The sequence below is a fragment of the Synechococcus sp. BO 8801 genome (assembly GCF_002252675.1).
Lineage (GTDB): Bacteria > Cyanobacteriota > Cyanobacteriia > PCC-6307 > Cyanobiaceae > Cyanobium.
The window spans coordinates 32269-47483 of the sequence record NZ_NQKY01000014.1; the positions used below are offsets into that span (position 1 = coordinate 32269).

General features: G+C 65.4%; 4 protein-coding genes. All 4 read left to right on the forward strand.

The window, feature by feature from the left end; genetic code table 11:
• The first annotated feature begins 375 nt into the window (after positions 1 to 375).
• The 4 genes from psaA (at position 376) to CJZ86_RS11015 (ending at position 15174) form a co-directional block, all read left to right on the forward strand.
• Complete coding sequence (gene psaA / locus CJZ86_RS11000; protein ID WP_094585993.1) at positions 376 to 2679, forward strand: photosystem I core protein PsaA; 2304 nt, start codon at positions 376 to 378, stop codon at positions 2677 to 2679.
• 20 nt (positions 2680 to 2699) lie between these two features.
• Entirely contained in the window at positions 2700 to 4922 is a 2223-nt protein-coding gene (gene psaB, locus CJZ86_RS11005) for a photosystem I core protein PsaB (RefSeq protein WP_094585994.1), read from the forward strand.
• A gap of 249 nt (positions 4923 to 5171) precedes the next feature.
• The gene (locus CJZ86_RS11010; protein WP_094585995.1) at positions 5172 to 11345 is read left to right on the forward strand and encodes a choice-of-anchor I domain-containing protein; all 6174 of its coding nucleotides are present in this window, start codon (positions 5172 to 5174) and stop codon (positions 11343 to 11345) included.
• Positions 11346 to 11784: 439 nt separating this feature from the next.
• Positions 11785 to 15174 carry an alkaline phosphatase gene (locus CJZ86_RS11015; RefSeq protein WP_094585996.1) on the forward strand — a complete coding sequence of 1130 codons (3390 nt, stop codon included), beginning with the start codon at positions 11785 to 11787 and terminating at the stop codon, positions 15172 to 15174.
• Positions 15175 to 15215: the final 41 nt, after the last annotated feature.

Sequence of the window (15215 nt, forward strand, 5' to 3'; positions counted from 1 at the left end):
GTAATCGGCTGTTGAAATCGCTGCAAAATGCAGCAAGGGGTTATAGAAACCCCGCGGTTTTCCTGATTGTTACGTTGTTGACAACATGTCGCCAGACCGCAGTCGCAGCCTTGGAACCGCCGGGATTAAACCTTTGTAACTGGCGGCCGATTCGCCTTGTTTTCGACCCCTATACTTCCGCCAGCGGTCCCCTTTCGGGGCCCAAAGCCCCAGTCGTGGCAAGGGATTTCTCCCCCATCGCGACTGGTGCCCATGGTCGGGGCTTCCCGGCCATGGGGCCCACCGATGGGGCCGGGACGGTCGCATGACCTGTCCCCGGCGTCCGTCGAAGGGGTGGACCCTCCACCTCGACCCCGTCCCTCGAGGAACGTCTCGATGACCATCAGCCCACCAGAGCGTGGGAAAACGGCGAAGGACATGGTTGACCGGAACCCCGTTCCCGTCGACTTCGATGTTCTCGGCAAGCCCGGGCACTTCGATCGCTCCCTCGCCAAAGGTCCCAAAACCACCACCTGGATTTGGAACCTCCACGCCAACGCTCACGATTTCGACAGCCACACGAGCGATCTTGAAGAGGTCTCCCGGAAGATCTTCAGCGCTCACTTCGGCCATCTGGCCGTCATCTTCATCTGGCTGAGCGGCGCCTTCTACCACGGAGCCCGCTTCTCCAACTACACCGGCTGGCTGGCCGACCCCCTGCACGTCAAACCCAGTGCCCAGGTGGTCTGGCCGATCTTCGGCCAGGAAATTCTCAATGGCGATGTGGGTGCCGGCTTCCACGGCATTCAGATCACCTCCGGCCTCTTCCATGTGTGGAGAGCCTGGGGGTTCACCAACGAGTTCCAGCTCCTCTGCACCGCCATCGGTGCCCTGGTGATGGCCGGCCTCATGCTCAACGCAGGGGTCTTCCACTACCACAAGGCAGCTCCGAAGCTGGAGTGGTTCCAGAACGTTGAGTCCATGCTCAACCACCACCTGGCCGGTCTGCTCGGGCTCGGGTCCCTGTCCTGGACAGGCCACCTGCTGCACGTGTCGCTGCCCACCACCCAGCTGATGGACGCCATCGACGCCGGCAACCCGCTGGTGCTCAACGGCAAGACCATCGCTTCGGTGGCCGACATCCCGCTCCCCCACGAGTTCCTCAACCAGGATCTGCTGACCCAGTTGTTCCCCGGCTTCGGCGCGGGGATCTCCGCCTTCTTCACCGGCAACTGGGCCGCCTACAGCGATTTCCTCACCTTCAAGGGTGGTCTGAATCCTGTGACCGGCAGCCTCTGGATGACCGACATCGCGCATCACCACCTGGCGATCGCGGTGCTGTTCATCGTGGCTGGCCACATGTACCGCACCAACTGGGGCATCGGCCACAGCATCAAGGAAATTCTCGAGGGCCAGAAGGGCGATCCCCTGCTGTTCCCTGCGCCCAAAGGACACGATGGGCTCTATGAATTCCTGACCACCTCCTGGCACGCCCAGCTGGGTCTCAACCTGGCGCTGTTCGGTTCGCTCACGATCATCGTGGCGCACCACATGTATGCGATGCCTCCGTATCCCTACATCGGTATCGACTACCCGACCCAGCTGTCGCTGTTCACCCACCACATGTGGATCGGCGGCTTCCTGATCGTCGGAGCCGGTGCCCATGCGGCCATCGCACTCATCCGCGACTACGACCCGGCCAAGAACATCGACAACGTGCTGGATCGGGTGCTGAAAGCCCGTGACGCCCTGATCAGCCACCTCAACTGGGTGTGCATTTTCCTGGGCTTCCACAGCTTCGGCCTCTACATCCACAACGACACCATGAGTGCCCTGGGTCGTCCCCAGGACATGTTCAGCGACACCGCGATCCAGCTGAAGCCCGTCTTCGCGCAATGGATCCAGGGCCTGCACGCCGCTGCCGCCGGCACCACCGCACCCAATGCGCTGGCCGGTGTGAGTGAAGTGTTCAACGGCGCTGTCGTCGCCGTCGGCGGCAAGGTTGCCGCTGCACCGATCCCCCTGGGAACGGCGGACTTCATGGTCCACCACATCCACGCCTTCACGATCCACGTCACCGTGCTGATCCTGCTGAAGGGTGTGCTCTACGCGCGCAGCTCCCGCCTCGTCCCCGACAAGGCGAACCTGGGCTTCCGCTTCCCCTGCGACGGCCCCGGCCGTGGCGGTACCTGTCAGGTGTCGGCCTGGGACCACGTGTTCCTCGGCCTGTTCTGGATGTACAACTCCCTGTCGATCGTCATTTTCCACTTCAGCTGGAAGATGCAGAGCGACGTGTGGGGCACCGTCAATGCCGACGGCAGCGTCCAGCACATCACCAACGGCAACTTCGCCCAGGGCGCCATCACCATCAATGGTTGGCTCCGGGACTTCCTCTGGGCTCAGGCCGCCCAGGTGCTGAACAGCTACGGCTCGTCCTCCAGTGCCTACGGTCTGATGTTCCTGGGTGCCCACTTCGTCTGGGCCTTCAGCCTCATGTTCCTCTTCAGCGGCCGCGGCTACTGGCAGGAACTGATCGAGTCCATCGTCTGGGCTCACAACAAGCTGAAGGTGGCTCCCGCCATCCAACCGCGGGCGCTTTCCATCACCCAAGGCCGTGCCGTCGGTGTCGCCCATTACCTGCTGGGCGGTATCGCGACCACCTGGGCCTTCTTCCTGTCCCGACTCATCGCGGTCGGCTGACCTCCACCTGACCTTTCCCAATGGCAACGAAATTTCCTTCGTTCAGCCAGGGTCTGGCACAGGACCCGACAACCCGCCGTATCTGGTACGGCATCGCCACGGCTCACGACTTCGAGAGCCATGACGGAATGACGGAGGAGCGGCTTTACCAAAAGCTGTTCTCCACCCACTTCGGTCACCTGGCGATCATCGGCCTCTGGGTTTCGGGCAACCTGTTCCATATCGCCTGGCAGGGCAACTTCGAGCAGTGGGTCGCCGATCCGCTGCACGTCCGTCCCATCGCTCACGCGATCTGGGATCCCCACTTCGGCCAGGGCGCCATCGACGCCTTCACCCAGGCGGGCGCCTCCTCTCCGGTGAACATCGCCTACTCCGGTCTGTACCACTGGTGGTACACGATCGGTATGACGACCAACATGGAGCTCTATCAGGGTTCCATCTTCATGCTGATCCTTTCGGCATGGGCCCTGTTCGCCGGCTGGCTCCATCTCCAGCCCAAGTTCCTGCCTTCCCTGGCCTGGTTCAAGAACGCTGAATCGCGGCTCAACCATCACCTGGCTGTGCTGTTCGGCTTCAGCTCCATCGCCTGGACCGGTCACCTGGTCCACGTCGCCATCCCTGAGTCCCGGGGACAGCACGTCGGGTGGGACAACTTCCTCTCGGTCGCTCCCCATCCCGCCGGTCTGGCTCCGTTCTTCACCGGCAACTGGGGCGTCTATGCCCAGAACCCCGACACCGCCAACCAGGTGTTCGGGACCTCTGAGGGAGCAGGCACCGCGATCCTCACCTTCCTGGGTGGTTTCCACCCCCAGACCGAAGCTCTGTGGCTCACGGACATCGCCCACCACCACCTGGCCATCGGCTGCATCTTCGTGATCGCCGGCCACATGTACCGGACGAACTTCGGTATCGGCCACTCGATCCGCGAGATCCTCGACGCCCACAACCCCCCCAAGGGCACCCCTGGTGACCTGGGCGCCGGCCACAAGGGCCTCTACGACACCGTCAACAACTCCCTCCACTTCCAGCTGGGCCTCGCCCTGGCTGCCCTGGGAGTCGTGACCAGCCTGGTGGCGCAGCACATGTACGCGCTGCCGTCCTATGCGTTCATCGCCAAGGACTACACCACCCAGGCGGCCCTCTACACGCACCACCAGTACATCGCCATCTTCCTGATGTGCGGTGCCTTCGCCCACGGTGCGATCTTCTTCATCCGTGACTACGACCCGGAAGCCAACAAGGACAACGTCCTTGCCCGGATGCTTGAGCACAAGGAAGCCCTCATCAGCCACCTGAGCTGGGTCTCCCTGTTCCTCGGCTTCCACACCCTGGGTTTCTACGTCCACAACGACGTGGTGGTCGCCTTCGGTACCCCCGAGAAGCAGATCCTCATCGAGCCGGTGTTCGCCCAGTTCGTCCAGGCCTCCAGTGGCAAAGCCCTCTACGGCATGGATGTGCTGCTCGCCAACGCCGACAGCATCGCCTCCACGGCGTGGCCCAACAACGGCGCCGTCTGGCTGCCGGGCTGGCTGGATGCCATCAACTCGGGAACCAATTCCCTGTTCCTGCAGATCGGTCCTGGCGACTTCCTCGTGCACCACGCCATCGCGCTGGGTCTGCACACCACCACCCTGATCCTGGTGAAGGGTGCCCTGGACGCCCGGGGTTCCAAGCTGATGCCCGATAAAAAGGACTTCGGCTACTCTTTCCCCTGCGACGGCCCCGGCCGTGGCGGCACCTGCGACATCTCGGCCTGGGACGCCTTCTATCTGGCGGTCTTCTGGGCCCTGAACACCGTGGGTTGGGTCACCTTCTACTGGCACTGGAAGCACCTCGCCATCTGGCAGGGCAACGTGGCCCAGTTCAACGAATCCAGCACCTATCTGATGGGCTGGTTCCGTGACTACCTGTGGCTCAACAGCTCCCAGCTGATCAACGGGTACAACCCGATGGGGTCCAACAACCTGGCCGTCTGGGCCTGGATGTTCCTCTTCGGTCACCTGGTTTGGGCCACCGGCTTCATGTTCCTGATCTCCTGGCGGGGTTACTGGCAGGAGCTGATCGAGACCATCGTCTGGGCGCATCAGCGCACGCCCCTCGCCAACCTGGTGGGCTGGCGCGACAAGCCCGTCGCTCTCTCGATCGTTCAGGCCCGTGTGGTGGGTCTCGCCCACTTCACGATCGGCTACATCCTCACGTACGCGGCCTTCCTGATCGCGTCCACGTCAGGCAAGTTCGGCTGAGCCTCCGGCTCCCGAATCCCGTCAACGCCCCTTCTCGAATCTTCGAGGGACACCCAGACCCCCGGTTACCACCGGGGGTCTTTTCTATGCCGCCGTGTTGTGCCGTGATGTTCTCGATCGACGTCTCCCCGAACACCTCGAGACGTGCCGGGGCCGCCGATCCCCCCATCCCTTCAACACACATTTGTCTGGGCTTAACCTTGCGTGAGGGTGCTGCTGCCAAGTTGAAAAAGTCTGCAGCAGCTCTCAATGGGACTCACCTTCTCCGCACTGGATTCTTTCATTCCAGCGACAGGCGGAGTGATCTCCCTGGCCAATCTCGGGGCCAATGCTGAAATCTCTGCCTACAACCCTGCCAGTGGATATCTCTATACCGTAGGCGGTGGATCCGGGGCCATCGTTGTCTCCGACCTCCGTGATCCAGGCAGCCCCCTTGCCGTTGCTCGCGCCACGTCCACCGGCAACGGCGAAACCCTGCAGAGCGCGGCCGTGTTCGGCAATCTGCTCGCCGTTGCGGTGCAGAATGCTGTCAAGACGGATCCAGGCTTCGTTCAGTTCTACGACCTCAGTAATCCCGCCCTCCCCGTTCATCTCAGCACCGTGACCGTGGGCGCCCTGCCCGACATGGTGAAGTTCAGCAGCGACGGCCGCAGGCTGCTGGTGACCAACGAAGGGGAGCCGAATTCCCTCTACACCATTGATCCCGTCGGTTCGATCTCCCTGATCAACACCAGCGGCTATCTGGCGAGCACGCCCGTGGCTCCCGCCGCCGCCGATGTGCAGACCGTGGGCTTCGAAGCCTGGGAGGGCCGCCGCACCGAGCTGATCAACCGCGGCGTCCGGATCGGCACCCGCCTGGGCGTCACCACCACGGTCGCCCAGGACATCGAGCCGGAGGCCATCGCCATCAGTGCCGATGGCAACACCGCCTGGATCTCCCTCCAGGAGAACAACGCCATCGCCGTGCTTGATCTGAGCGGTACGGCGCCGGTGATCAGCACCATCTTCTCCGCTGGGATCAAGGACTGGTCCCGCGGCGTTGCCAGCGCCGAGAACTTCACTTACGAGCTGGAGTATGCCGCTGGCGCCGCCAATCAGCCCGCTGGCGTGCTGGCCGGCGGCCTTTCCGGCCTGTTCTTCGCCGGTAAGGAGATGCTGAACGGCACGGAGCTGGATGTCTACTACTCCATCACCGATCGCGGCCCCAACGGCGCTCTGATCGCCGGTCAGCGCCAGTTCCTGGATCCGGACTTTCAGCCCAGCATCTACAAGCTGGGCATGAATCGCGCCACTGGCGCCGTCACCGAGCTGGGCCGCCTCGGCCTCAACCGCCCCGATGGCACCCCACTCACCGGCCTGCCCCAGCTGGCGATCAAGGATGACGTGCCGATCGATGGGGCCAATGCGCCGCTGGCCTACGACCCCTTCGGCATCGACTCGGAAACCGTCTCGCTGTTCAGCCTCACCATTGGCGGCAGCACCCGTCAGGTGTTCGCGGTCGGCGATGAATACCGCGGCCAGATCTCGATCTTCGACGCGCTCAGCGGCAACCTGATCCAGCGCTACATCCCCGCCGGCCAGAAGGCCCAGCTCGCGGCCCAGCACAACGTGGGCGGTGCGACGCCGATCGGGGCGGAAACGATCGACAGCCTGCCGGCCATCTACGGCAACCGCTGGAGCAACCGCGGCATCGAGGGCATGGCCTTCAACCCCACCGACGGCCTGCTCTATGCCTTCCTGCAGAGCCCCCTGGATGTGGATGCCAACGGCGACGGGGTCACCGAAGGCCGCAGCCGCTCCGAACTCACCCGCATCCTGGCCATCAACCCGGCCACAGGCGCCCCGGTGAAGGAGCACCTCTACCTGCTCAGTGGCCGCGCCGGCCAGGACAAGATCGGCGATGTCGCTTTCGACGCCGCCCGGGGCGTGTTCCTGGTGATGGAACGGGACAGCAGCCGCAGCCTCACCGGCTTCAAGCACGTCTACGAGGTGGATCTGCGCGGTGCCACCGACACCCTGCCGCTCACCACCGCCGCCAACCAGTCCACGGGCGGCTGGCTTGGGGCGATCGGCGTGGTCAGCCCCGAGCTGCTCGACAACCGCCGCACCCTCGTCGACCACGACAGCAACGCCGCCACGGCCCCGATCTTCACCACCTCCAGCGCCGACGTTCTGGCGGCCGCCGGCATCCGCCTGGCCCACAAGATCGAACTGTTCAACCTGCCCTCCATCGGCGGCAGCCTGGCCTACGACAAGCCGGAAGGACTCACCATCCGCGATGACGGCGCGCTGGTGATCAACTACGACAACGACTTCGGCACCGAGGGTGCCCGGGGCAACGCCTTCACCGTGGTGAGCTTCGATGGAGCCGGCTTCGACAGCTCCGACCGGGACGGCTCCTCGAACACCAATCTTTACAGGCCGATCTCCGGTCTGCCGCTCTACGGCCTCACCATGCCGGACGGCATTGCCGCGTTCACCGATGCCCAGGGCCGCAGCTTCCTGCTGGCGGTGGGTGAGGGTGATTCCCGTGAATACGAACCGGACCGGGGCAACATCTTCACCGACCTCACCCGGGCTGATGCCAGCACCGCGGTCAACGGCACCCCCTTCCGTAACCACCCGGGCGTCAGCGCCCTCAACGCCGCCTTCGCCGCCGCCACCCCCGGCATCAGCCGCACCCGCCTCAACCTGCTCAACGACACCGGCGACATCAACGGCGATGGCCTGATCGACAAGCCCTTCAGCATCGGCTCCCGCTCGCTGCGCATCTACGACGTGCAGGGCAACGTGGTGTTCGATTCCAGCGACGCCCTCGAGGACCTGGCCGCCAGCCTCGGCCTGATGGCCAGCAACCGTGACGACGACAAGGGCACCGAGCCCGAGATGGTGGAGATCGCCACCGTGGCCGGCCGCACCTATGCCTTCGTGGCCCTGGAGCGCACCACCACCAGCGTGGCCGCCGTGTTCGACGTCACCGACCCCTACAACGTGGCGGCGGTGGATCCGGTGGTGTTCCCCGGCGCCGAGCGGATCGAGGGCATCACCTTCCTGCGCAGCGCCGGCGGGGAACCGGCGGGCGTGGTCGCCAGCAGCGAAGGCAACGATGTGGTGAGCATCACCACCGCCGCGCCCCTGGCGACGGGCAGCTCTTTCCGCCTGCAGCTCTTCCACCTGGCCGACCAGGAGGGCGGCATCGCTGCCCTGGACGACGCCCCCCGCCTGTCCGGCGTGCTCAATGCCCTGCGGGCCCAGGACATCGATCTCGATGGCATCCCCGGCTTCGTCAACACCCTCACCCTCTCCAGCGGCGACGCCTGGATTCCGGGCCTCTTCTACGGGGCCTCGGCCCAGGCCTACGGCGCCGTGGGCCGGGGTGATGTGCTGATCCAGAACGCCCTGGGGGTGCAGGCGATCGCCTTCGGCAACCACGAGTTCGACCAGGGCACCGCCGTGGTGCGGGACCTGATCCAGCCCAATGCGGCCGCCGGTTACCCCGGCACGGCCTACCCCTATCTGAGCGGCAACCTCAACTTCGCCACTGACGCCAACCTGGCGGGGCTGGTGGTGCCCGCCGGCCAGGCGCCGCGGCCCAACAGCATCACCAGCAGCGTGGTGTTCGATGTCAACGGCGAGACGGTGGGCGTTGTGGGCGCCACCACCCCCTGGCTGCGCACCATCTCCAGCCCGGGCGGCGTGGGCGTGGCCCCGGCCCCCTTCAGCGGCACCCCGACGACCGCCGAACTGGATGCCCTCGCCGCCGAGATCCAGGCCGACGTGGATGCCCTGATCGCCGCCAATCCGGGCCTGAACAAGGTGATCCTGCTGGCCCACATGCAGCAGATCAGCATCGAGCAGGCCCTGGCCGAGCGCCTGCGCCACGTCGACATCATCGTGGCCGGCGGCTCCAACACCCGCCTGTTCGACGGCGATGACGTCACCCGCCCCGGTGACAGCGTCCAGGGCCCCTACCCGATCGTGAAGGCCGGCGCCGACGGCCGGCCCGTGGCGGTGGTCAACACCGATGGCAACTACAAATACCTGGGCCGTCTGGTTCTCGACTTCGATGCCTCCGGTGTGATCATCCCGGCCAGCTACGACCCCACCATCAGCGGAGCGTTCCGCACCGATGCCGCGGGTGTGGCGGCCCTGAACGCCGAGGCCTTCATCGATGCGCGGGTGCAGGAGGTGGTCGACAACCTGCGGTCGGTGATCGTCGCCCAGGAGTCGGAATGGTTCGGCGTCAGTGAGGTCTTCCTCAATGGCAACCGCAACCCGGGCGTGCGCAGCGAGGAGACCAACCTCGGCAACCTCACGGCCGACGCCAACCTGGCCTATGCCCGCCAGATTGACTCCAGCGTGGTCGTCTCGCTGAAGAACGGCGGCGGCATCCGCAACTCGATCGGCCAGTCGGTCGTTCCCACCGGCTCGGTGAACGGTGTCCCCGAGCTCCTGCCCACGGCGGCGGTGTTCGACGCCCAGGGCAACGTGGTGAAGCCGGAGGGCGGCATCTCCCGCAACGACATCGCCAACGCCCTCAGCTTCAACAACGGCCTGACCCTGGTCAGCGTCACCCCCGGCGAGTTGAAGGCGCTGATCGAGCACGGCGTCGCCGCCGGCATCAACCAGGGACGCTTCCCCCAGGTGGGCGGCATGGCCTTCAGCTACGACCTCAGCCGACCGGCCGGCTCCCGGGTGGTGAGCCTGGCGATCCAGGACGCCGCCGGCAACGATCTCGACGTCGTGGTGCGAAACGGCGAGGTGGTGGGCAATCCGGCCCGCAGCATCCGCATGGTCACCCTGGACTTCATGGCCAGCGGCGGTGACGGCTACCCCTTCACCAGCCTGTCCAACCCCAACCGGGTGAACATCACCCAGACGGGCTCCGCCCCCCGTACCGGCGTCGCCACCTTCGCCGCCAATGGCTCCGAACAGGATGCCCTGGCCGAATTCCTGGCGGCCAGCCATTCCCCCGCCAACCCGTTCACGGCGGCCGACACCCCGGCCGCCCTCGATCGGCGCCTGCAGAACCTGGCGGTCCGCAGCGACGGGGTGATCGACCCCGTGATCACCCTCACGGGTGCCGCGGTTCTGGAGAACCTGCCCGCCGACACCCTCGTTGGCCTGCTGACGGCGACCGACCCGAACCCCGCCAGGACCTTCAGCTTCTCCTTTGCACCGAACGGCAACCCGGGTGGCCTGTTCCGCCTCGACGGCAACCGGCTGCTGACCACGGCCTCGCTGGATTTCGAGGCGTCGGCGACGCGCAGCCTCATGCTGCGGGCCACCGACAGCGCCGGCAACAGCTTCGACAAGCCGTTCACCATCACGGTGGGCGATCTGGCGGAAGGGGCCGCCGTGCAGCCGGCGGTGATCAATGCCCCCGGTTTCGCCATCAGCCAGCGGCCGGGCGGCAGACCTCGGGGATCCCAGCCTGGAGGGCCCGCCCTGTCCACCGGCGCGCTGGGAGCTGTGGCAACCACCCCGATCACCCTTCCCGGTGAAAACGTCCCTCGGGCACGGATCGAGAACACCGGCTCCTGGAACGACCTCAAGAACCTCACCCTCGGCGCGGACTACTGGACACCGGCCCTGGGCACCAACCTGCTGGTGGCCAATTTCGTCGACGTGCGCTGGGATCTCTCCGCGGCGCCACCCCTGGACTTCGATCTCCAGGTGGTGGGGGCCAAGCGCGGCGTCGTCGACTTCGGCGCCGGCGACGACACCCTCACCTGGCTGTTCCACAGCGATGCCCCCAGCCTTGTCAACACGGCCACGGTCACGGCCGGAGCCGGCAATGACACGCTGACCTTCGCGGCCGTGGGCAGTTCGTCGGTTGACGAGGCGCTGCTCGCCGACAACCCCGGGGGCCCCGGGAACGGCCCCCGCTGGGATGCCGCCTACGACGGTCGCTTCAGCACCGCCATCGCCTTCGGCGGCGCCGGTGCCGACCGAATCGAAAGCCAGGGGAGCGTGCGGCTCCAGGCCGATGGCGGCGAGGGGCACGACACCCTGATCGGCTCGCTGCGCAACGACACCCTCATCGGTGGGCTGGGCGAGGACACCCTCACCGGAGGCGGTGACGGGGGCAGTTTCCGCTTCTCCGGCAGGAGGGTCGCGCGCAGTGTTGTGGTGAACGGTGGCGACCTGATCGACCTGCGCGCCCCTGGCGGCGGCGGGGACGGGGCCGCCGACACGGTCGTCTACGACGTTCAGGGCGGCGGCGTCGACCGCGTCGTCGGCTTTGAAGCCGGCCGCGACAAGCTCACCCTGCTCGGCGGAGCCGGCGTGACCGAGCTGAGGGAGTACCGCAACGGCACTTTGCTGACCTTCTCCGGACGGCCGCTGCAGGGAGTACTGCTTGAGGGAGTCACCGGCCTCAGCCTCGGCGGCCCGGCCGCCGACATCCAGTTGCTGGCCTGACACAAGACGGCCCCGAGTGATGCTGTCAGCGTGGATCCGCCCTAGGCGTTGGCTGTTGCCCGTGCCCGGCAGCTTTCCCCTGGTGGGGGCGGACACCCAGCTGAACATTTCGGGGGTGGCCGTAGCTCACTTCACGACGTTCAGCATTTCGACTCTCAACATCCAGGCCAGCTTCTGCCTGGTTAAGAACATCTTTCCACAAGGCATTCCAGGCTACAGAGATAGTGTCGGCCGCATCACTCCACGGCCGATCCGGTGGTTTGAGAATACAGGTGTCCGGCTGAGTGAACGGCCGGTCTGAGCATTCCAGGTCAGAGCGATTCTCGTCTGATTCATTTCTATCTGAGTCATTCCTGTCTGAGCCATTCCCGCCCAGGCGATTCCCGACATCGTCCCCAGGTACGGGTACACCGCTTCTCACTCCCTCTCCCTTAGAGCCATGACGACCTCTGGAAATCACGTCATCTTCATCCATCCGGATGGAGCAAGTCCGTCGCACTTCGGCTTTGCCCGCTTCATCGACCATGGTCCCGATGGTCGCCTGAACTGGGACAAGATGGAAGCCGCCGGTGTCTATCTCGGGCACATGGAGGACCAGCTGGGTGGCACCTCCAATGGTGGTGCGATCACCCATGCGACCGGGGCCAAGGTCTATGCCGAATCCTTCGGGTATGAGCAGGGGAATCTCCCTATCACCTCCCTGGATGGCAGCAACATCACGATCGTTGAGGCGGCCATCCAGGCCGGCAAGGTGACGGCGCTGGTGCAGTCCGGAGCCATCTTCGAGCCGGGAACGGCCGCCTTCGTCGCCAAGACCGAGGAGATCGTCAATCCCAACGGAACGCGCGTCGTTCCCAGGGCCCAATCGGCTGAGATCGCCAAGCAGGTCATCGAGTCAGGCGTCAACTTCATCTTCAGTGGCGGCGAGCTCAATCTGCTGCCGGTCGGCGTGGCCGGATTCCATGGCACCGCCGCCCAGTACGACGCCCTGAGCACCAGTTCAAGTCTTCGGCCGAGCCAGAATCTGATCGAGCTGGCCCAGAGCCTTGGCTACACCGTTGTCTATACCAAGGATCAGCTCAACAGCCTCATCAATGGCGCCGTCCTTCCCCAGAAGGTTCTCGGCGTCTTCGCCCCCGTTCATACGTTCAACGATCGCGCCGAAGAGCAGCTCGCCGCCGCAGGTCTGCCGTTCTATTCCCCCACGGCTCCTGCGATCGCCGAGATGCTGGCGGCGGCGCAGCGCCTCATGGAGGCCCACCCCAACTTTGACAAGGGGTCGATCACGATCGTGGAAGAAGAAGGCACGGATAATTTCGGCAACAACAACAACGCCGCCGGCAGCCTTGAGGCCCTGCGTCGGGCCGATGCGGCCATCGGTGTCGCCCTGAATTTTGTTGAGCGCCATCCCAACACGCTGGTGATCACGGCGGCCGACAGTGATGCCGGCGGCCTGCAGGTTCGGGACCCGCTGGCCTCTGATCGGCCGGTGGGCTCCATCACGAACAATCCGATCGATGGCACGTCGGGACGCAATCTCCCCACTGATGGCGTCACCGGTGTCGGCAGCCTGCCGTTCCTGTCGGCTCCTGATCAGAATGGCGATCGCTTCAGCCTCAGCATCGCCTGGGCGGGCCTGCCGGATTTCAGTGGTTCGATCGTCTCCAAGGCCCACGGCCTCAATGCCGATCGGCTGCCGGCCACCCTGGACAACACGAAGATCTACGAACTGATGTACGAGACTCTGTTTGACACAGAGATCGCGTCTCGCCTCCCGGATCAGGTCAAGACGGCTCCGGCGGCGAACAAGAACACGGGCAATGTGATTTTCATCCATCCCGATGGCTCGACTCCCTCGAGCTTCATGGCCTTGCGGAACATCGACAAGGGCCCGGATGGTCGGCTGAACTGGGACAAGATGACCAAGGCCGGTGTCTACCTCGGCCACATGGAGAACCAGCTGACCGGCACCTCCAACGCCGGCGCCGTCACCCATGCGACGGGGACCAAGGTCTTCAACGAATCCTTCGGCCTCGAGGAGGACAACACGCCCATCCGCTCGGCCTCCGGGAAGCTGGGCTACACCATCCTCGAAGAGGCCATTGAGTCAGGGAAGGCCACGGCCCTGATCCAGTCGGGCCACATCGGCGAGCCGGGCACGGCGGCCTTCGCCGCCGCCACCACCAACCGGGATGGCAACGCCATTCGTGCCCGCGAGAAAACGGCAGAAATTGCCGAGCAGGTGATCCGCTCGGGAACCCAGGTGATCCTGGCCGGTGGCGAGGTCTACCTGCTGCCGAAGGGCACCCTCGGCTTCCACGTCACCGCCGAGATCGACGCCCGGTTCTCGGACGCCGAAGACCGCCCGACCCAGAACCTGATCGAACTGGCCAGGTCTCTCGGTTACCAGGTCGTCTACACCAAGGAGCAACTGCTCGAGGCGGCCCAGAACTCGACACCCGCGACCAAGCTGCTCGGCATCTTTGCCGCCAACCACACCTTTGACGATCGCCGGGAGGAGAGCCTTGGCCTGAACACGGACACTCCCCTGCCCCTGTATGTCTCCACGGCCCCCACGGTCGCCGAGATGCTGGCGGCCACCCTGGAGATCGTCGGCAAGAGCGACGACGGCTTCTTCGTGGTGGTGGAGGAGGAGGGAACCGACAACTTCGCCAACAACAACAACGCCATCGGCTCGATTGAGGCGACCCGACGGGCGGACGCGGCCATCGGCGTGGCCATGAACTATGTGGATCAGAAGGATCCCAACACCCTGGTGATCACCGCGGCCGACAGCGATGCCGGCGGCATGCAGGTGTTCCAGTTCGCGCCTTACGTCAGGCCGACCGGCAACTTCGACGTCTCCAACCCCAACCTCGCCGATACCCAGCCCGAGGTGCCGTTCATCAATGTGAACCGCACCACCACCAACACCTCCAGGGCCTTTCTCGACGGCCCGGAGGGAAGCACCGCCACCCCGGGCCAGCCCTGGACCGCCTTCGGCTCGGTCAACAGCGCGGATGGCCCCATGGGCAACTTCGGCATCGCCTGGGCCGGGACGCCGGACTTCCCGGGCAGCATCGTCGCCAAGACCTACGGCATGAACGCCGGCCTGCTGCCCTCCACGGTCGACAACACGGGCATCTACGGCCTGATGTACACGACCCTGTTCGGGATCGACCCCCTGGTCCTGGCCCAGCGCGGCGAGGTTCTGGTGGGCACCGAGGCCAACGACACCACCCTGCCAGGCCAGTCCACGGTTCCCGGCTTCGACGGTCGGGTCAGCACCGTGTTCACCGGCGCCGGCAATGACGAGGTGGATGTGGCGATCACCAATGGCTTCGATAACAAGATCTTCACCGGATCCGGTGCCGACGTGGTCTACGCGGGCAGCCGCGATGTGATCACCGGCGGCAGCGGCAGCGACCAGATCTGGGCGATCGACGGTGGTCAGAACCGCCTCAGCGGCATGGCCGGCGACGACGAATTCATCCTCGGCAGCTCGGGCAACCGGGCCCTGGGAGGTGCCGGCAACGACATCTTCACCGTGCTGGCCGGGGCCGGCACCAACCACCTCAACGGAGGCGCCGGTGCCGACCAGTTCTGGCTGGTGAGCGAGCCGGGGGACCGGCCCGCGGCCAAGCAGTTCGTGATGGACTTCACCGCCGGTGTGGACAAGGTGGGCCTGCGGGGTGTGGCCTTCACCGACCTCGGCTTCTCCCAGGTGGGAGCCGACACCCTGCTGCGTGTGTCGGGGGTGGACGTGGGCCACTTCACGAACATCAGCGCCTCCGCGCTCAACAACCAGGGCAACTTCGCCCTGGTCTGAGCACGTCCTGGGGGCCCATCCCCTGGGCCCCCTTGCGTCTT

Excerpts from the sequence above, each read along its gene's own strand:
- psaA (WP_094585993.1), top strand. The coding sequence starts at position 376 with ATGACCATCAGCCCACCAGAGCGTGGGAAAACGGCGAAGGACATGGTT.
- psaB (WP_094585994.1), top strand. The coding sequence starts at position 2,700 with ATGGCAACGAAATTTCCTTCGTTCAGCCAGGGTCTGGCACAGGACCCG.
- CJZ86_RS11010 (WP_094585995.1), top strand. The coding sequence starts at position 5,172 with ATGGGACTCACCTTCTCCGCACTGGATTCTTTCATTCCAGCGACAGGC.
- CJZ86_RS11015 (WP_094585996.1), top strand. The coding sequence starts at position 11,785 with ATGACGACCTCTGGAAATCACGTCATCTTCATCCATCCGGATGGAGCA.